The sequence below is a fragment of the Alteromonas sp. AWM4_230 genome (genome assembly GCF_056158305.1).
On record NZ_JBSWTB010000001.1, the window covers coordinates 625,482 to 645,544 of the forward strand.

15 protein-coding genes are annotated in these 20,063 nt (G+C 45.7%); 9 read left to right on the forward strand and 6 right to left on the reverse strand.

Translation table 11 applies throughout. The features are described 5' to 3' along the window. The first annotated feature begins 92 nt into the window (after positions 1-92). A complete protein-coding gene (locus ACXACS_RS02720; RefSeq protein WP_474803772.1) occupies positions 93-3,257 on the forward strand; it encodes a TonB-dependent receptor in 3,165 nt (1,054 codons plus the stop codon). Positions 3,258-3,286: 29 nt separating this feature from the next. Here the strand turns inward: ACXACS_RS02720 and ACXACS_RS02725 are convergent, their stop codons facing one another. The 5 genes from ACXACS_RS02725 to ACXACS_RS02745 all read right to left on the reverse strand — a co-directional run bounded on the left by ACXACS_RS02725 (position 3,287) and on the right by ACXACS_RS02745 (position 9,648). Continuing rightward, positions 3,287-3,469 carry a DUF6435 family protein gene (locus ACXACS_RS02725; protein ID WP_474803775.1) on the reverse strand — a complete coding sequence of 61 codons (183 nt, stop codon included), beginning with the start codon at positions 3,467-3,469 and terminating at the stop codon, positions 3,287-3,289. A 157-nt stretch (positions 3,470-3,626) separates the two neighbouring features. After that, entirely contained in the window at positions 3,627-4,340 is a 714-nt protein-coding gene (locus ACXACS_RS02730; RefSeq protein ID WP_474803778.1) for a DUF6445 family protein, read from the reverse strand. Beyond that, a complete protein-coding gene (locus ACXACS_RS02735) occupies positions 4,319-5,062 on the reverse strand; it encodes a SapC family protein (RefSeq protein WP_474803781.1) in 744 nt (247 codons plus the stop codon). Before ACXACS_RS02735 ends, ACXACS_RS02730 begins: the two co-directional genes overlap by 22 nt. Before the next feature lie 26 nt (positions 5,063-5,088). Beyond that, positions 5,089-6,657, reverse strand: coding sequence for a tryptophan halogenase family protein (locus tag ACXACS_RS02740; protein ID WP_474803783.1), 1,569 nt, complete (start codon positions 6,655-6,657; stop codon positions 5,089-5,091). Between the two features lie 84 nt (positions 6,658-6,741). Next, positions 6,742-9,648, reverse strand: coding sequence for a TonB-dependent receptor (locus ACXACS_RS02745; RefSeq protein ID WP_474803786.1), 2,907 nt, complete (start codon positions 9,646-9,648; stop codon positions 6,742-6,744). Positions 9,649-10,189: 541 nt separating this feature from the next. On the opposite strand from ACXACS_RS02745, the gene ACXACS_RS02750 reads away from it, so the two are divergent. From ACXACS_RS02750 to speA, 5 genes are all read left to right on the forward strand, one after another. After that, positions 10,190-11,347 carry an NAD(P) transhydrogenase subunit alpha gene (locus ACXACS_RS02750; RefSeq protein WP_474803787.1) on the forward strand — a complete coding sequence of 386 codons (1,158 nt, stop codon included), beginning with the start codon at positions 10,190-10,192 and terminating at the stop codon, positions 11,345-11,347. 2 nt (positions 11,348-11,349) lie between these two features. Next, the gene (locus tag ACXACS_RS02755; RefSeq protein WP_014951245.1) at positions 11,350-11,631 is read left to right on the forward strand and encodes an NAD(P) transhydrogenase subunit alpha part 2; all 282 of its coding nucleotides are present in this window, start codon (positions 11,350-11,352) and stop codon (positions 11,629-11,631) included. A gap of 11 nt (positions 11,632-11,642) precedes the next feature. Then, complete coding sequence (locus tag ACXACS_RS02760; RefSeq protein WP_474803792.1) at positions 11,643-13,031, forward strand: NAD(P)(+) transhydrogenase (Re/Si-specific) subunit beta; 1,389 nt, start codon at positions 11,643-11,645, stop codon at positions 13,029-13,031. Between the two features lie 187 nt (positions 13,032-13,218). Next, positions 13,219-13,644, forward strand: a complete 426-nt coding sequence (locus ACXACS_RS02765; protein ID WP_474803794.1) for an arginine decarboxylase — start codon at positions 13,219-13,221, stop codon at positions 13,642-13,644. Between the two features lie 156 nt (positions 13,645-13,800). Next, complete coding sequence (gene speA, locus ACXACS_RS02770; RefSeq protein ID WP_474803796.1) at positions 13,801-15,711, forward strand: biosynthetic arginine decarboxylase; 1,911 nt, start codon at positions 13,801-13,803, stop codon at positions 15,709-15,711. 88 nt (positions 15,712-15,799) lie between these two features. Here speA and ACXACS_RS02775 read toward each other — a convergent pair whose 3' ends face one another. Then, positions 15,800-16,948 carry a serine hydrolase domain-containing protein gene (locus ACXACS_RS02775; RefSeq protein WP_474803799.1) on the reverse strand — a complete coding sequence of 383 codons (1,149 nt, stop codon included), beginning with the start codon at positions 16,946-16,948 and terminating at the stop codon, positions 15,800-15,802. A gap of 222 nt (positions 16,949-17,170) precedes the next feature. On the opposite strand from ACXACS_RS02775, the gene ACXACS_RS02780 reads away from it, so the two are divergent. The 3 genes from ACXACS_RS02780 to ACXACS_RS02790 are packed head-to-tail and all read left to right on the forward strand — an operon-like array spanning position 17,171 to position 20,058. Further along, positions 17,171-18,625, forward strand: a complete 1,455-nt coding sequence (locus ACXACS_RS02780) for a DNA-3-methyladenine glycosylase 2 family protein (protein WP_474803802.1) — start codon at positions 17,171-17,173, stop codon at positions 18,623-18,625. A 2-nt stretch (positions 18,626-18,627) separates the two neighbouring features. After that, complete coding sequence (locus ACXACS_RS02785; protein WP_474803805.1) at positions 18,628-19,140, forward strand: methylated-DNA--[protein]-cysteine S-methyltransferase; 513 nt, start codon at positions 18,628-18,630, stop codon at positions 19,138-19,140. Positions 19,141-19,173: 33 nt separating this feature from the next. After that, positions 19,174-20,058 (forward strand): DMT family transporter, encoded by an 885-nt coding sequence (locus tag ACXACS_RS02790; RefSeq protein WP_474803808.1) that lies wholly within the window; start codon positions 19,174-19,176, stop codon positions 20,056-20,058. Positions 20,059-20,063 lie beyond the last annotated feature (5 nt).

A 20,063-nucleotide genomic window follows, 5' to 3' on the forward strand; every position in this document is an offset into this window, starting at 1 on the left:
CTAGTTTAAAACAACACCAACAATAAAGAGCAGGGTGACGCATATGCATTGCCCCCTCATAAATTAATAATAACAATAGCGTAAAAACAAATATGCCTGTGGCAAATAACCCTTTCGACACACTACCCACGCTGCCTTTTAAGCCTAAGGCTTTAACGGTTGCGCTGTGCATGATGTCGTTCGGCGCAAGCCACACTGTTATTGCACAGTCAGTGCTGCCTCACCAACAAAAAGAAGTGATTACACAGAATACATCGCCGCTCTCCTCAATAGATTTCACTATTCCTGCACAAAGTGCAGACGAGGCGATCATCGCGTTTGCCAATCAAGCCGAGCTGACCGTTGTCTTTCCCTTCAACAAAGTCAGACATATTTTTGCAAATGAAGTAAGTGGTAACTATACGCCGCAAGTAGCAATAGAAAAGCTTTTAGCTGGTACAGGCCTGAGTGCTGAAATTGTCGACAACACCCGAATAAAAATAGTGCCTGCTAGCAAAAGTGATGAAAACAATCACTTGCTTGGTCGTCTTTTTAACGCCATTACCGCACAAGACGATAGCTTGGTGACCGTACCTGACGAGCAGGGCAGTTACGACATTGAATACATTGAAGTAAGGGGCTTGCGAGCGCGTGTAGCTCAATCAGTGGGGATTAAACGCAACGCGAACATTATCATTGATACTATCCAGTCGGTGGATATGGGTAAGTTTCCCGACCAAAACCTTGCAGAAGCGCTACAGCGTGTGTCTGGCGTATCTATCGACCGCGCAGAAGGTGAAGGCCAACTTGTTACAGTAAGGGGCTTTGGGCCGGAATTTAATCGGGTGTTATTAAACGGCAGGCCTATGGCAACCGATAAGCTAGGGCGCGAATTCAGCTTTGATACTCTGGCTTCAGAGATTGTCAGCAGTGTAACCGTGCACAAACAAAGCCAGGCGACTATGCAGTCAGGTGGTATCGGCGCTACAATTGATGTTCACACCGCTAAACCTTTGTCCTTCAAAGGAATGAGGGCGGCTGGCAGCGTCAAAATGCAGTACGATACCAACTCGCAACAATATGCGCCTTCGACGTCTGCCATGTTCAGCAACACCTATTTAAATAATTCGTTTGGTATTCTAGCCTCTTTTACTCAACACAAGCGTCAAGCGCGGTTAGAAGAAGCGCAAATTGATGGCTGGTTAATAAATACTAACGTACCTGCAAGTGAGCTTAATGAGGACGTTCCTACATTGTACGTTCCCAGAAATTACGATCAAAGAGTGCGGTTTGATGATAGAACCCGTACGGGATCTGCGCTCGTTTTACAGTATAGACCCAACAACAAGCTAGAGCTTATTGCCGACTATTTGGGGTCGACATTCGATGTGGAGACCTCGGCAACCTCAATGGGTCATTGGTTCACGTCAAGTAATCTTGAAGATGTTACGGTTGATAAAAATGGCACAGCGGTGTCTTTTTCACAAAACAGTGGGCACGCCACCGACTTTCACGCCCGCACTTTTAACCGTTCATCGACCTTAAAAAGCTTCGGTTTTGCAGCAAAATATATCGCAAGCGATAGTGTCATTGTAGATGCTGATCTGTCTTATTCAATGGCTAATGTCGATGACAATAACGGAGAGGGGAATTCTCTCTCGCTTATCGGTTATCTAAATCGCTCTTCATTCGATCATCGTCAGTCGAATATATTGCCCGCAATATCGGGCTTTGAACAAGCCAACTCTCGTCAAGTTAATGCTTTAGGTGAGCCGATGGGTGTCTCCCATTACTTAGACCCCGCTAACGGCCGTTCCCACGTAATGCTGCGCAGAGGTTGGAGTGTTGACGACGATATAGGGCAAGCAAAAGTCAATGTTAGCGTACTTGGCGATGATAACTGGTTTAGCAAAATTGACGTTGGTGGAGCATTAACTCAGCGCGAAAAAGCTAATGAAAGAAGAGACAATGAAGCCGACGCAAGACACTGTAGTTTTTGTGGCTATTTTGATGTACCAGATATCCCCGATAGCTTCCAAACTGTATTTGACGCAGGCGACGATTTTCTTGGGTCAATTAGCGGGCACGAGAACATACCTCATCAGTGGCTACGTCACGACGGTGATACGTTATTCCGTTACTTGGAGAGCACCGGTGATGTCAGTCTAGCCGCTGAAACACGGGGAAGTTCTTTCGCGGTCAAAGAAACGGTGTATGCGGGGTATGCTCAGGCCGCTATCGAAAAGGATTTTGCGCCTTGGTTTATCGATGTGCATTTAGGGCTACGCGCTGAGTATACTGACGTAAAAGTAAGTGGTGTCGACGAACAGTTATCTGCGTTAGTCATTTTAGACCAAACCGAATTGGGGCAAGAGTTTGGCGCCTCGGTAAGCATTGATGAATCGTCAAACTACACCAACGTTCTACCTAGCGTTAGTCTTAAAGCCAGCTGGTTAGATAGCTGGGTATTTCGGGCTGCTTACAATCACAGTATCACCCGTCCAACCTTAGAACAGATGGCGCCAGGTGTAACCTATACCACTACGCGACAAGGTGGGGATCTGAGAGCGCGTATCGGAAACGCACAGCTATTGCCCTTCGAGGCAAAAAACATTGATTTGGCCATTGAGCATTACTACCAAGAAAATAGCTACTTATCTGCAGGTTACTTTAGAAAAACGGTAGATAATTTCATTGTTAACGAAAGCAGTACACAAACCTTTAATAACGTGACTGACCCTAGCACCGGCACAGATCCAAATGCGGTTGATGATGCTGATGCGTTAGCGCAGTTTTCCGTAATATCTCCTAGCAACGGTGAGTCTGCAACGGTTGAAGGGGTAGAGGTAGCAGTACAGCATTTGTTTGGCGAGTCAGGGTGGGGAATTCAGGCCAATGCGAGCTTTGTAGATAGCAACGCTGAATTAGACACCGCCAATATCCGTTCAACCTTTGCGCTTACGGGCTTGTCGGGTGCCAAAAACATGGTGCTGTTTTATGAAAAAAACGCGCTGCAATGGCGGGTGGCCTGGAACCAGCGAGAAGGCTTCTTGCAATCGCTGAACCAAACCCAAAGCACCGAGCCTACCTTTGTTAGCCCCTACAAGCAGTGGGATATGAGCCTTTCATACCAATTTAGCCCGAGGGTTTCTGTATTTTTTGAAGGTATCAATATTACTAACGAAACCGTGCACAAACGTGGTCGATTCAGTAACCATTTGTTGTTGGTGCAAGATGCAGGCGCTCGCTATGCAGTGGGCGTTAACATCACCTACTAAGCGCCTTATTTATCTTGGTTTATAGCGCTCTATGATTTTGGCGCACTTTGTTCTAATGCCTCTATTTCTTTCCATAGCTGTTCAGATTGCGCTGTGAGCAAGGAGTACGTTTTTATATCGCCGTTTCTTTGCGCATGCATGGCTTTCTCAAGGAGGGCATCATACTGCTTTCGCATCTTTTTGGTTGGGTTGCTTTTGAAAAGTCCAAACATAATAAATATCCTATACGGTGACTTAGCGAGGAAACGTCTGAAAATAAAGTTTCGATCACCTTTTTGTATGAATAAACCTTCATGAATATTTTGCACAAGGCACACAATTGTGATGCTGCAAGCGCAGACTACTCTATAGATGCTACGTCATGCTCTGTTAAAAAGGGGGGCAAAAAACGATACTGGCGTTTGCGGTTAGCCTGCCTTCTTTCACATTAACAGAATCCGAAATATTGTTAGGTAAACAGCCGCTGTGTAGCAAGTTGGCTGGATATAACACTGCGCGATTAAACATAGGCTCAATGCGGGCGATTTGGGTGAACATGGCGGTATCACCGTTTATGTACGCTTTAGGTGGTAACCCTACGCTGGTGGCTTGACGTTTTAAGGTTTTAAAATAGCCTTCGTATTGCGCTGCATTAACCCGCTCTAACCCAGTTTCAATATGTCGATAGAATGCAGTACCACCCAAAGGCGCGCTAAACAGATAGTGCACCAATGCCCATTCATTATCCTTTTGCGTATCAATGTGCGGAATACATTGAATGGGCGATAGAAATTTCGGCGCTTGATTGGCTATGGAAAGTTGCACTAGAGGTATTTGAAGCGGCTTTTCCACGCCAAAATCTTGTAGCCCATTATGCGAAGCAAGTTGGCTAAATAATTGTGGAAGCGAGGTATGTAGGTGTTCGACATACTCTTGGGGCGGGTGACTTCTCACCCCCGGATAAAAGTCGCCATCTTTTTTTGTAAATGGGTGGTGTTGCGCAATTGTTTCTACCAAACTTAACGGGTCTGGTATGAAATCATCAATAACAACAACCGGCGTGGCTTTTTCACCAACCGTAATCAATTCGTAGTTTGAAACCATGCGTCTGCGTTTTTATTCGCCTTGTTCTTTTTGTCGATAAGGGCATAGATTTGTGCGTTTGACGCTATGAGCGTGTAAATGCTTTGCAGCATGTGTTGTGCATGCAAATCAGCAATCGCGTCAGCGCTAAGCGCCGCTAGCTTATCTTCATCAATGGTATATAACCCTGTTATAGACGTTTTGCTTTCGTTTTCAAAGGTAATATCTAGGGTGAACGGTGTGATAAGGTTATGCTGTTGCAGTGCAACAATAAAACGTTGATTTTGCGTTTCACCGTCAAGAAGCTGAGCAAGGATCTGCTGCTTTTCTAACAGGTAGTTACTGGGCTCTCCCGTGTTATCAAAAAGCGGTGTGCCTTTTTCTTCGCTTACTGAAGCGTTATCCATATCAATGCACAGCACGCGGTTACTGCTGTCAGCGCTTTGCACTTCCGTTCCTACATAAAAAGGCAGGCGTTCAAACTGTGCGGGAATATAAACCGCATCCCATTCACCTTGTTGCCAAAATAGGTTTTCTTTTTCTTCAAAACCTAGCAAGGCAGACAAGCCAAATTGTCCAGAATCGTCGAACTTGGTGATCACCACGGGGTAATGTACCACAAGCTTGTTGAGTTCAGAGACCACCACAGGAACAAGGTGCTGATTGGCACTGAGTGACAATGCATCGTCGGTTACTTTCAAATCTGCATGTTGTTTATTATTAATGGCAACCATGTGAGTCATACGTAGGCCCTGCTTATTGATTTACGTTAAACGGCCTGCAGGCCGAATTGGTGAATTTTATTAATAAGTTCGCGATGTTTAGGCAGTTTCTCCACCGCCATGCCGCGAGCTTTTCTGTTCTGCATCAACTGTTGCTTAGCAAAGTCGGCGTTCACCCATTGCTGATGTGCGCCTAAATCTGAGGTAAACCCCATACCGTACAGCACATATTGATAGCTTGCCGCGGGGAATACTTCATTATTGCTGGTGAAGTCTTTGTCACTAGGTGGGTGGTATTGCCACAGTGCGAGTAATTCTTTTAATGAGTCTGGAATACTATGACTATCGCGATTGTCCCGCCAAAATGCGCTGTCTTTTCGCTTACTCAACATGTAATGCAGCTTTAAGAAGTCGATAATTCGCTGCCAACGGTAAGAAAAGGTGTCATTAAAGCGCTTCGCCACAATATCCATTACCGCTCTGTTTGCTGGCAACTGTTCAGCAATCATTGAGGCAGACAGCTCCACCAGTACAAGCGCTGAGGCTTCTAACGGCTCTAGAAAGCCTGCCGCTAGCCCAACAGCCACACAGTTATTTTGCCAAAAGCGCTGCCTGTGTCCGCTTTGAATAGTAATGTCTTTTACGTTTATCCCATCTATGCCGTTTAACGTGCTGGTTTGGCGAACGTATGTGTCTAAGCGCGCATAGGCGTCATCTTTACTTTGATGCCTACTGGAATAGACGTGGCCTACACCTCGGCGTGACTGCAAACCGATATCCCAAATCCAACCGGCGTCTTGTGCGGTGGAGATAGTGTGGGATGCAATAGGACTTTGCGGGGTGTCATAAGGCACGTGTACTGCTAATGCTCGGTCGATAAAAAGTACATCGTCACAGGGAATAAACGGCACCTTGTAGTGTTCGCCGAGCAGCATAGATTTGAAGCCGGTACAGTCAACAAAGAGGTCGCCTTCTACTGTTACCCCTTGCTCGGTATGAAGGGCTTTGATATCGCCGTTATTGCTGCTTTCGACGCGGTTAACGTCGGCCAGCACATGGTGTACATCTAGTTTTTCTGTGCAGTGTTTGGTTAAAAAGGCGGTAAATTTTCCTGCATCTAGGTGATAAGCATAGTTTGCGGTGCCTGCAAACTCTGCGTGGCGTATGCTTTTAGGTGCACAACCTGCTTCGCATATAGCTTCCTGAACACATACTGCATGGGAAAAAGACTCGTTTAATTCTGGTGCTACAGTCTGCCAGTAAGGGCCTAAATTTGTTTGCGAAAACCCTTGGGGCAGCATAAGAGGGTGGTAGTAAAAATCGTGCTCTTCACCAGTGGTCCACTTAGCAAACTTTGCTCCTTGCTTGAATGTGGCGTCGCATTCTTTGATGAAAGTGGTTTCGCTAATACCCAATGCAATTAGTGTTGAGCGCATGGTTGGCCAGGTGCCTTCGCCCACGCCAATAATAGGCACATTGGGGCTTTCTATTAAGGTTACTTTAATGTATTTGCGGGTAGCGCTTTGATGTTGCGCTGCAATACGACCAGCCGTTAGCCACCCTGCGCTACCGCCACCAACTACTACAATGTGCGTTATGGGAGTTGCTGTTGTCATACTGATTTCCTGAATAAAAACTGTGGCTACCAAATGGTAGCCACGAATGTGGAACCAACAAATGTCGGCCCCAATTACGCGAAACTAAAAGTTTCCGCGCACACCGAAGGCCCAACGTCTGCCGCTGTCTTCAACCAACAGCAAGTGATTAGAGAAGCGACCGCGTTTATGTACAAACTCTTCTGTAAGGTTAATACCTTCAAAGAAGATTTCTACATTGTCTGTCACGCTGTAGCTACCGCTAATGTCAAGCTGTTGATAAGACTCAACAATGGTTGGGCCGTCACCCTGCCCTTGCGTTAACGACTGAACAAACTCATCACGCCAGTTATAGGCAAGACGAATTTGATAGTCGTCAGTTTCATAAAATGCCACCAAGTTGTATGAATCACTTAACCCAGTTAGCGCAAATACTTGATTAATATCGAACGGGTCTAGTTCGGCGTCACTGTCAACGATAGTTCCGTTGGCAAGCACCCCAAAGCCATTATCGAAAGTGTGCTGAAGCGCAAGCTCGAAGCCGTCTACCGTCGCGTCTTCACCGTTATTTGGCAGAGTATTGGTAAACACAGCAACGTCGTCACCCGCATCTGGCGCGCTAGCGTTAGTGCCTGTAGAAGGGTCGGTTAGCAAGCTGCCGTCAGCAAGCTCGAAGGTTTTGTCTTCTTGGCTATTAACAATAAAGTTCGATACCAACTTTCTGAAGTAACCAATCGATGCATAGCTTGCTTCGTCATAGTAGTACTCAAGCGACAAGTCCAAGTTGTCCGATTTGAATGGCTCTAGTGCAGGGTTACCACTGGTAGACGTTAAATCACCACCTTGGCGGGTGGTTGTAATTACTGTTACCGGCGACATGCTGTTAAGCGTAGGGCGAGTAATGGTAGAGCTCGCCGCAAAGCGCGCAATTAAATCGTCGGTAATTTCTAAACGTACGCTGAAGTTAGGTAATAGCACGTCGTAATCAGACTCAGTGGCAATACTTTGCGCATCGCCAAAACCAGCCAGCATTTCGGTTTGATCCAGAATCGTTAAGCCCGTTATTGGCGCTTGCGTTCCGTTAACCGTCACATCTGTCATTTCATAACGCACACCAGCGGTTGCGCTTAAGAACATGTCTGCAACTTCGCCTTCAAAGTCGAATTCCATATAGGTAGAGATGATATCTTCTTCAACTTCAAAGCTGTTGTTACGGCGCACCGCATCAAAACTAATCGAATCACCATTTACGCTTTGATAGTAAGATTCTAAAAATGCAAAGTTGGCTTCGCCATCATGGGCAAGCCAAGAGGTGGGCATGCGACCGCTACCACTTACGTCAGAAAGAAAATCGCTGCTTGCGTCAAAAACGTATTGGCTGCCTGCTGGGATCTCAGGCAAGTCTGGGTAACCACAGTAAGTACAGTGAATACCTACACCTTCATTGTCCCAACGGGTAAGTGATTTGGTTTCGGTGCTGTACTGTGCGCCAAAGCGAATTTCAGTTAAGCCGCTGCCATCTGTTACGTATTCGCCGTCAAAGCGCAGCTGGCTCACTTCATCTTCTACCGCCCAGCCTCGACGCAGCATTACGTGAGCTCGGCTGTTCGCTTCATCAAGATGATTGCTCACACCATCAGGTGTCAGTGCAGGGTTGTATATAGGGAATCCGTCAGGACCAGTAACAATCGCGCCATCTAGTTCTTGTTGTCCGCTATAAATATTGTCATTAGGCGAAGCGAACATGCTGGCAACTGGTAAAATGTTGTCATCTACTTGGAATCGTACGCGGTTGGCATAACCAATAAGTGAAAGCTGATCGCCGCCACCATTATTGGCTTCGCGTTCGGCTTCTGAATGACTTAAATCAAACGATAAATTCAGATTATCAGAGTACTGGTAATCAAAGTTAAGGCCTATGGCATGGGTATCAGTTAAACGGTCGAACGTTTTGGCGTGCATATCGGTCGCCAAACCTACCTCTTGGTATAAATCGACAATAGTACCGTTTGCATCAACCGTTGGGCTGCGGCGATTGCCGTTTTCATCAAACAGACTGCCGTCATCACCTACACCCTGAATGTTAGGTGCGGTAAACCAGTGGCCGTAAGACGTTGCTTCAGACTCAACATCAAAATCTGAATACAATGCGTCAGCGGTTACTACCAGTTTGTCGTTAGGCGCATATTGAAATACAAGATTAGCGTTAGTACGGGTACGCTCTTCAAAGGTCACTTTGTGATCGTAGTTTCGCGGTGAAAATACATTGCCTGTCCAAGCATCGCCTGACTGCGTAACAGGGTTTGGCACGCCAACGTTCTCTAGCCAACCGTCCATCTGAGCCTGGTTAAGGCGAGTCTCACGCTCTTGGTGTGAAACGGCAAGTAATACACCGAAGGTGTCGTCATTGAACGTGTTGCTAATAAGGCCAGAAAATTGCGGCGTAGTTTCTTCGCTATTTTCGTCGTACACGCCTTTTACCGAGCCCGCCATTTTAAAACCGTTTAATGCGAACGGGCGCGCGGTATTAATATTAATGGTAGAGCCTACACCACCAGACTGCATTGTGGCCGTTGACGTTTTATGCACATCAAGGCTGCTTACTAACTCAGAAGCAATCGTATCGAAACTGAACGCACGCGAATCGTTTTCAGACGCAATTTGACGGCCATTTACCAACACGGTGTTAAACTGTGGTCCAAAACCACGTACGGTAATTAGCTGGCCTTCACCGCCTGAACGGTCGATAGATACGCCGGTAATACGCTGTAGTGATTCAGCTAAGTTGGTATCGGGAAAATCACCGATGTCTTCTGCGCTAATGGCGTCGACTACGCCAGCAGAGCTGCGTTTAACATCCATCGATTTTGCAACCGATGAGCGGATACCACTTACCTCAATCACTTCTACGTCTTTATTGGGTTGCGCGTCTTGGGCAAATGCACTATTCGCAGAAATAGCCGACGCTAAAACTGCTGCCACTGAGCATGCAAGCTTGGTTTTCCTATACATGATGGTGTGTGTCCTAATCGTTAATTTTAATGCGCCTTATGGTGTGCACCCCACTTGGCTTTCTCTCACAGCATTTCGCTGTTAATTCATCAAGACGACACGGTTTGTAAAATCCCCCAAATTTATTTAACAATTTTTTAAATTAATTGAGTCACCTTATTTAAAAGGCGTGATTTCTTCGACATCGATTAGCGTAATCCACCTTTACGTGTGTTTAAAAAATGCACAATTATTAATGTATTCACAGAATAAATGCTTCTTTATCTACTTCATTTATCACCTGTATGCCATTTCTATATAAATATTAGTTATGACTCGTAAGTAAATGATACTAGTGATGTATGCCCATATAGCGTAGCTTTGCCGCAGATTCGCTTGAAAAATAAGCGGAATAAGGGGTGCTATTCGAAGCAAAATAAATACAGAAATTGCCTGTTCTGTTTTTGATTTAGCTAGAGAATGCTAGGCATAAGTGAATAAAATGGCTTAGTACTGTTTAAAGGGTGTCATTCTCGGATAGCCGGAATGTGAGGAGAAGCGTGTGAAAATCATAATATTAAATGAGTCAAAAGCGCCAGATCCGCTAAATAATGTGGAGAAGCGATGTGCGGCTACACCTAGTAGTGCACAGCGTCTGGTGAAAAAAGGGGCGACCTTACTGCTAGAAGCGGGGGCGGGCGTACACTCAGGGTATTCAGATAAAGAATACAAAGATGCAGGCGTAACTGTCATCGATGATGTGAATGATGCATTATCAACAGCAGATATGCTGGTGGCGGTGAACAAACCCACCGATGCACAGCTAGCGTTGATGAAAAAAGGGGCCATTGTGGTAGGCCATCTCGACCCTTTCTTTCAGCAATCGCTTGTTGAATCTATTGCAGAAAAGGGGCTAACCGCTATTTCTGTAGAGATGATCCCTCGTTCTTCTCGTGCACAGAAAATGGACGCATTGAGCTCGCAAGCGAGTCTTGCGGGTTACGTAATGGTAATGCAGGCGGCCAACCAGTTGCCATCAATATTACCTATGATGATGACACCGTCAGGAACAATAAAGCCAGCGAAGGTATTTATTATTGGCGCTGGCGTAGCGGGTCTTCAAGCTATAGCAACTGCGAAGCGCCTAGGCGCTAACGTACTTGCTTACGACACCCGTGCGGTAGTGGCTGAGCAAGTAGAGTCTCTAGGCGGTAAATTCCTTAAGATTGATATTGGGGAAACAGGCCAAACGAAGGACGGTTACGCCAAAGAACTCACCGAAGAGCAAAAAGCAAAGCAGCAAGAAGCCCAGCGTGATGCGATTGCCGACTCTGACATTGTTATTACAACAGCGCAGTTATTTGGTCGCAAACCACCAGTGCTTATATCAAAAGATACATTAGCTCTCATGAAGCCAGGCAGTGTCGTAGTCGATATGGCCGCAACATCAGGTGGTAATGTTGAAGGTTCGGTTGCTGGCGAAACGGTTGAGGTTAACGGTGTAAAGGTAATTGGTAACGGTAACTGGAGCCAGTATGTGGCTAAAGCCGCCACCGACATGTACGCCAATAACATCTACAACCTTGTGGATGAGTTCTTTGACGATGAAACCAAAACCTTTGGGCTGAATTTAGAAGACGACATTCTGGCCGGCTGTGTTATTACCCACGACGGTAGCATTACCAACGACATGCTTAACAACGCATACAAAGGAGCCTAATCATGGAAATCATTTACCTACTTTTCATCGTGCTACTGGCTGCTTTTTTGGGTTTTGAGTTAATTCGAAAAGTGCCTGCTACGTTACATACGCCTTTAATGTCAGGCTCTAACGCAATATCAGGTATTACGTTAGTAGGCGCATTAGTCGCATCGGGTAGCGACAATAACTTGCTAACCACCATTCTTGGTACGGCCGCGGTGGCGCTGGCCAGCATAAACGTAGTGGGCGGTTATCTTGTTACCGACCGCATGCTTGGCATGTTTAAGAAAAAAGATAAATAAGGAGTACGCAAGTGAGTGATATCGTAACTGTAATAAACCTTGCGTATGTAGTTGCTGCGGCACTATTTATCCTAGGACTTAAATTACTTAGCCATCCAGATACCGCGAAAAAAGGTAACTTCATTTCTGCCATAGGTATGCTGGTTGCTGTGGTTGTTACCCTGCTTGATCAGCAAATTATTAGCTACCAATATATCCTTTTAGGTTTTGTTATTGGCGGCGCTTTTGGTGCGTGGAAAGCTAAAACCGTTGAAATGACGGCAATGCCCGAGATGGTATCGCTGTTTAACGGCTTTGGTGGTGCAGCGTCATTGCTTCTGGGTTGGGCAACATTAGCCGGAATGAGCCTGATTACCCTTAAAACTGAAAGCGCGTTTACCTTTATTACCTTGTTTTTCACTATTTTAGTTGGGGGCATTACGTTCTCTGGCTCGGTGGTAGCCTGGGGTAAATTGTCCGGGAAAATGAGTTCTAAAGCGGTTATTTTCACAGGGCTTCGCGAGCTAAGCATCTTGCACTTAATTGGTATGGTGGTGATTGGTTATTTCTTCACTACCGACCCAAGCAATCCACTTTGGATTTACTGTGCTATTGCGTTATCACTAAGCTTCGGCTTGTGGGCGACCATTTCAATCGGTGGTGCAGATATGCCGGTGGTTATCGCACTTTTAAATAGCTACTCAGGTGTTGCGGCGTCTGCGGCAGGTCTCGCTACTGGTAACACAATATTGATTGTTACCGGTTTACTAGTGGGTGCTTCAGGCTTAATTCTTACCAATATCATGTGTAAGGCAATGAACCGCTCACTGATGAATGTGCTGTTGTCTGGCTTTGCGAAGCCAGTAGAAGCGGGTGAAAAAATAGAAGGCGAAATTAAAGTATTGGCCGCGCAAGATGCATTTTATGTATTAGAGGCCGCGCAAGCAGTACTGGTGGTGCCTGGCTACGGTATGGCGGTTGCGCAAGCACAGCATGCGGTACGTGAGCTTCAGTCTCTATTAGAAGAAAACGGCTGTACGGTTGATTATGCCATTCACGCGGTAGCAGGGCGTATGCCGGGTCACATGAACGTGTTATTGGCAGAAGCCGATGTGCCTTATGACCAACTATACGAAATGGACGACGTAAACCCGCGTATGGAAAACTATGATGTGGTTATCGTTATCGGCGCGAACGATGTTGTTAATCCAGCGGCCAAGGAGATGAAAGGTAGCCCTATTTACGGTATGCCAGTTATCGAAGCCCATCGTGCAAAAACCGTCTTTGTACTTAAGCGCTCTGCGAATGCTGGCTTTGCCGGTGTAGACAACCCGCTGTTTTTCAAAGATAACACGCGCATGGTTTTGGGTGACGCTAAAGACACCATCAACAGCATTATTCGTGAGTTCGGGGACGATTAATACGGCGTCTATCTTCTATTAGCAACGTTTAAAGACCTGCGTAAATGCAGGTCTTTTTACTTTTTGAGTATGAAACGTAATCACAAAGTATTCAACTTTAGTTGTAGTTTAAGCTTTTCAACTCTACTATGTAGGAGCTATAGCAGTTGAGTTTATTATTCATATAGTCATAGAGATGTACGAATAAATGTCTACGACCCCTTTTCATATTGAGCCATTCAGAAATTGTATTTTGGTCACACTTCGTGGCAAGTGGGATATGTCTACAAACATTCAGTACCTTGCTAAACTTTCCGAATGCTTGAAAACCCGCAAGGGCAGGCCCTTCCACCTATTTGTAGACATGCGCGGCTGGCAGACTCCCAATTCAGATTCCTTCAATCAAATAAAAGCGCCGATAAAGCTAGATAGGCGAAACCAGCTTAGCGAGACATGGTTAGAAGATGATGAGACTGATGCTGAACATATTGCGCAGAAGTTTTTTAAATCGCCGCAAATTAATCTGGGTTTTGAGCTTGAGCGTACTCAAAATATCTCAGAGTTTATAGTGTATTGTGAAGCAAAAGCAGACAAGATAGTTATAGACTATGTTCAAACATGGATAGACACATAAAAGTTAGCGTTCGATAAACAAAATTAGTCGCGACAATAGATATTTTACATCGCAACAACTCTCGCGTTAGCCTTTACGTTGTCTATAATACGCTGCTAATTTTCGCACTTACTATGCTAGGTAACGACCTAGCCCACTTACACATAGGTGAATAAATTGTCAGATTGGAGCATCGAAGAAGCGGAGCGCGTCTATGGCGTGTCTCAATGGGGTGGCGGCTATTTTCAAATTGGTGAAAATGGCAATGTCCATATTACCCCTGTTCCTGAAGATCCTAGCATTCGAATCGACTTTAATTCGGTAATAGAAGATATCCGCAAAGAGGGTGTACAGTTCCCTGTTGTTGTGCGGTTCCACGACATATTGCGCTCGCAAGTTGCCGGTTTGAATAAAGCTTTCAGAAGCTCAATCGAAGAAGCCGAATATCAAGGCCAGTACCAAGGTGTGTATCCGGTAAAAGTTAACCAAATGCGTGAAGTGGTTGAAGAGATTGTTGATGCAGGCAAGCCTTATAATTACGGTTTGGAGGCCGGTTCTAAAGCCGAGCTTCTTACCGTACTTGCCATGAATACCAACGAAGAGTCGTTGACCATTCTAAACGGTTATAAAGACGACGAAGTAATGCGTCTTGCACTGTTAGGTAGAAAGCTTGGTCGTCGAGTGGTTGTGGTAGTCGAGAAGTACACCGAGCTGCTTTTACTCGTGAAAATTTCAAAAGAGCTTAACATCGACCCTATTATCGGTGTGCGCTCTAAAATGACCGTGAAAGGTCGTGGTAAGTGGGAAAGTTCTGGTGGCGAACGTGCGAAATTCGGTTTAACCATTACCGAGATCATTAACGCAGCCCGCTACCTTGAAGAACAGGGTATGGCCCATTGCTTGAAGCTGCTTCACTTCCATATTGGCAGTCAGCTAACCGATATACGTGCAGTCAAAGAAGCGGTTACCGAAGGCGCGCGTATTTATGCCGACCTTCATAAAATGGGCTTCGAGCTGGACTATGTTGATGTAGGCGGTGGTCTTGGTATCGACTACGACGGCAGTAACTCAACGAATGAGTCTTCGCGTAACTACAGCATGCAAGAATATGTTGCTGACGTTGTCTACGGCATGAAGGAAATGTGCGATCTTGAAGGTGTACCACATCCGCATTTGGTAAGTGAAAGCGGGCGTGCAATCACTGCGCATCACAGCTGCGTTATTACTGAAATTGTGGGCGAGATTAAATCTAATGCTTCGCAACTGGATACGTCTGCGAAAGAAGGCGAGCACTTCTTTTTGAAAAACATGCGTGAACTTGCCGATACGTTTGACGAACAAACAAATATGCATGAGATTTACAACGACGCGTCTCAGTACAAAGAGCAAGCGCTCGATGCATTTAAGCTGCGCGTACTTACGTTAGAAGAGCTAGGCAAAATAGAAACCCTTTACTGGGATATCATGGGTCGCCTACAGAAGTGGTATCGCAACGAAGAATACGTACCTGAAGAGCTACAAGAGTTAGATTACAGCTTGTCGTCTCAATATTTGTGTAATTTCTCTGTGTTTCAGTCGGCTGCCGATACATGGGCTATTGACCAGCTTCTGCCAGTAGTACCGCTTATTCGCATGAATGAAGAGCCAACAGTTAATTGCTCGTTAGCGGATATAACCTGTGATAGCGACGGTAAAATTGATCAATTCACGATTGGCCGTGAAATTACTGACGTACTGCCTATGCACCCACTTAAGAAGGACGAGCCTTATTACATTGGTTTGTTCTTAACGGGTGCATATCAAGACGTAATGGGCGACATGCACAACTTGTTTGGTCGCTTAAACGAAGTGCATATTTACAGCTATGACGACGACCCGGAAGACTTCTACATTGAAGAAGTAGTAAAAGGCTCGTCAGTAGAAGATGTGCTAAACGTTATGCAGTATAACCCGCGTGCAATGGCGTCAGATGTTAAACGAATGATAGATAAGCATGTATGGGACGGTAAATTGAATCCGCGCGAAGGGGTTCGCTGGACCGATTTCTACGAAAACTGCTTAGCGGGTTACACTTACCTTAAGCAATAAGAGGCAATAGTAAATAATCTAGAGCCTGCTATTTCTTAATATATAAATATCACTTAAGCTTCGCAGGTTTAAAGAGCCGATGCCGCTACTACTTAGCTGCGTCGGCTTTTTTCAAATAGCGCTTCCAAAGCTCTGCTGTTGTCGAATTAATCATGTTTGACTCTGCGTTCATCAACATCACATAGCCTACTTTTTTCTCGGGCATAAAAGCTACATCGGCGCGATAGCCTTTTACCCAGCCGCCATGATAGTTAAGCTGCACCCCATTTAAGTCGTAAATACGCCAACCCAAACCATAATGCGCATCGTCTATCATACCGCGCCAGCCCCTGCGATAGGTTTCACGCTTGGTTCTGACGCGTTTTGTTGTGACATAATCTACCATTTCATCAGAAATCACCGTTGGGAATTCGCCAAGCAGCGCCTGCAAATAAATGGTCATATCTGAAATACTGGCATTAACACCTGCAGCGGGAGAAAAGCGGTAGTAGTTGCTTTCAACTTTGCCTTCACGCCATTTATTTCTAGCAATAGCAATGTGAGGTTGTGCCCATGATTGTGAAGCAAGCAACCCGCCTTTACCAACGCTGGCTGTCTCCATGCCTAATGGCGAGAAAAGGTTTGCCTGAAGCTGGCGCGAGTACGAGGTATTATTGTTGCTAAAGTAGTACTCCAATGCCCCGAAAAGTGCATTTTGATAGGTGTAACATTCGCCAGGTGCACATAAAGGTTCAAGCTCACCCAGAGATTTCAACACGCGCTCTAACGAATAGTCGGCTTCAATCAGATTGTCGTAGGCATTAGGCATGAATCCACTGGATTGCCCTACAATGTGTTGTAGCTGAAGCGCGCCCATTCCTTTTCCTGTAAAAGGAATGTCGGGCAATAAAGTAGAAATGGGGGTTTCCCAGCTAAGCTGATTTTTCTCCACAAGTTTGGCAGATAGTAGGGCAGTGAAGGTTTTTGAAACAGAGGCTAGCCTGAATACTGTATTCTCGGTAACGCTCTTCCCGCCTTTTTTACGAGTTTTTCCGTAAACGTAAACCCGCGGCGCTTTTCCCTGTTCGTAAAACACAAAAGCATAACCAGGGACATTGTATTTTAACGCTTCTTTTTTAACGTGATTTGCGTAGTCATCTAACCAATCTGCAGAAGCACTTTGCGTTATAACCATGAGTGTTGCAAATAGCCATAGTGGAGCCAGGCTCAGTAGTGAGAAGCGCGAAGAGTTCAGCATATAGTCAGCTCATTGTGCCTGTGACTTCAATGTTACTTCACAGGGCGTTCATTATTATTATCTTGTTATTATGCGTTTAGCCGCATCAATGATCAAATGTCGCTAATTATACTCACCCATACTATCCCTGATTTTATAGAGTACCGATTTTGTCGCACTTACCAATTAAAGACACGATACACTATGCTCACGTAACGAGTTTAGGGCGAGCGCTGCATACTTATGTTAGATAACAATGTTGTGCAAAATGAAGAGGCTTCAGAAAGCGAAGGGTTAGCTGAGTCTGTGTTTTCAAAAGCGAGGCTTAGCAGAGATCCACGTTTTGACGGTCGATTTTTCGTTGCAGTAAAAACGACGGGCATTTTTTGTAGACCCATTTGCCCAGCGCGCTTGCCCAAAGAAGATAATGTTACTTATTTCGAACATGCGACTCAGGCTATGGCGCAAGGCTATCGTCCTTGTTTTCGGTGCCGACCCGACAGCGCGCCTCGTTCTGCAGCTTGGAAAGGCGTGGGCGCAACAGTAAGTCGAGGGCTATCGCTATTATCTGCCATTCCAATAGAGAGTGTGGCAGATATTGCATGCCGTCTAGGTATAAGTGAGCGCTACTTAAATAAGCTGGTCGTTAATGCGGTAGGCATATCGCCTAAACAGTTTCAAAATATGCAGCGCGCTTTGTTTGCAAAACAGCTTATTCAACAAACTTCTTTGTCTATGACGGATGTATCTGTAACCGCAGGTTATCAGTCGCTTAGGCAATTGCAGCGAGCTGTAGAACAATATTGCGGAACCTCGCCGACACAGCTTAGAAAAAAGCAGGGCGCTGAACAAAAGTTGATATCCCTGTTTCTTGCTTATCGTCCTCCGTATAACTGGCCCTATGTACGTGATTTTTTAGCAGCGCGCGCCATTGAAGGTATGGAGCGAGTTACAGAAAACAGTTACCAACGCTATTTTTCAAGTCAGTCCAGTGTTGGTCTCTTCAAAGCAGAACATGATCAGGCGCGCAACGGCTTCAATGTTCACATTGATATGCCCGATTTACGCGCTCTTCATACCGTAATAGAAAACATCAAGCTGGTTCTCGACCTTCACGCCGACCCACTATTAATAGAGCAAAGCCTAATACAGGCAGGGCTGTCACAAAAGCAGCTAACGTCAGGTCTACGCCTCCCTAGCGCGTGGAGCGTATTTGAAAGCGGCTGCAGGGCTATTGTCGGGCAGCAAGTCAGTGTAAAAGCGGCCATTGGACAAGTAACGCTACTTGTACATCAGCTAGGCGAAAGGGTACCAAGTACTGCTATACCTAACGGCTTTGGTCTAGATACGGGGGAACACTACGGCTTTCCCACACCTGAAGCTGTAGTTGGCAATGATTTAGAGTTTTTGCGTATGCCACAGGCGCGAAAAAACGCGCTACGCAGTTTTGCACAATTATTTGTTGGCGATGGCGTGCCAGCCCATGAAGATATCCTTGCAATTAAGGGCGTGGGCCCGTGGACACTAGATTATTTAAAAATGCGTGGCGAGAGAAACCCAGACATTTATCTTGGGGGCGATTTAATTGTTCGTAAAGTGGCAGAGCAGTATCCGATTGAGCCTGATAAGGCCGCGCCATGGCGCAGCTATTTAACCCTTCAGCTTTGGCAACTTAGCAACCAGCAAAAAGAGGCTTAACCATGATATACACAGGTTTCGTAAATAGTGTGCAAGGCCCGCTCAAAGTTGAAGCGACTGATGAGGGGGTAACGGCCATTGCGTTTTTAAGCACAGATGAAGCTGTGCAATACACCGCTCTCGGTGATGAGGCTTACGCCCATACGCATTCATGCACTAACCCAATCACCAGTGAAGCGTGTCGTCAGCTTAAGGCGTACTTCGATGGGCAGCTTCAGGAATTCGATTTACCGCTTACTCCTAAGGGCACTGTGTTCCAGAACCAAGTATGGCTGGCTTTACAGCAAGTAAAGTATGGTGAAACAGCTAGCTATTTGGATATAGCAAAAGCTATCGATAACCCAAAAGCCGTTAGGGCCGTGGGTATGGCAAATGGTCGTAACCCTATTGCTATTGTAGTGCCTTGCCATCGTATAATTGGCAGTAATAAAACCCTAACGGGCTACGCAGGTGGTTTACCGCGTAAGCAGTATTTACTTGAATTAGAGGGAGCCCAAGGGGTGCTGTGGTCATAAAAGAGTGGGTCATAAGAGAATGGTGATGAAAAAATGGCAATAAGAGACATTATTTCACTGTTGGTGTTAGCAGGAATATGGGGCGGTTCATTTATTTTTATGCGCGTTGCGGCACCAGAGTTTGGCATTTATGTTCTGGTAGCAATTCGTACCTTGCTAGCTACGGCAGTGCTGTTTCCTTTGCTGTTATTGCGCGGCTCGGTTAGAGATATCAAGCATCACTGGCTTGCCATAGCACTCGTCGGGTTGGCAAATACCGCCGTCCCTTTTGTACTGTTCAATTACAGCAGTCTGCACTTAGAGGCAGGCGTTAACGCTATTCTAAACGCTACCGCACCCATGTTTGGGGCTATTGTTGCTTGGCTGTGGTTAGGCGATAGACTAACAAAGTCAGCGGTTGTTGGTCTTTTTGTTGGCTTTATCGGCGTTACCGTTATTAGTCAGCAAAAGCTTGGCGAGGGAGATATTAGCTTTCTTCCTATTTTAACTGCACTTTTAGCAACAACAGGCTATGGGATTGCAGCGTGTATGATGAAAAAATGGCTGCAAGGAGTTAAGCCTTTAGTTGTGGCCACAGGCAGTCAAGCTATGGCCAGCATTATGTTAGCACCTTTTGCACTTGCAACTCTGCCAGACACCATGCCAAGCGTGAATGCATGGGTAAACGCTGTGGCGCTAGCCGTCGGTGGTACCGGAATCGCGTATATATTGTATTTCAAACTTATCGCCGATATTGGCCCGGCAAAGGCAATAACCGTCGCCTACTTAGTGCCGCTATTTGGCATTATTTGGGGCGTACTTTTCTTGCAGGAGCATTTGTCGGCTCAAACCATAGTGGGGGGCTTAATGATTTTGTTTGGTGTTGCGCTAACCACAGGCGTTCTCAAACGAAAACGCCTTAAAGTTAAACCTGCTTAAACTGA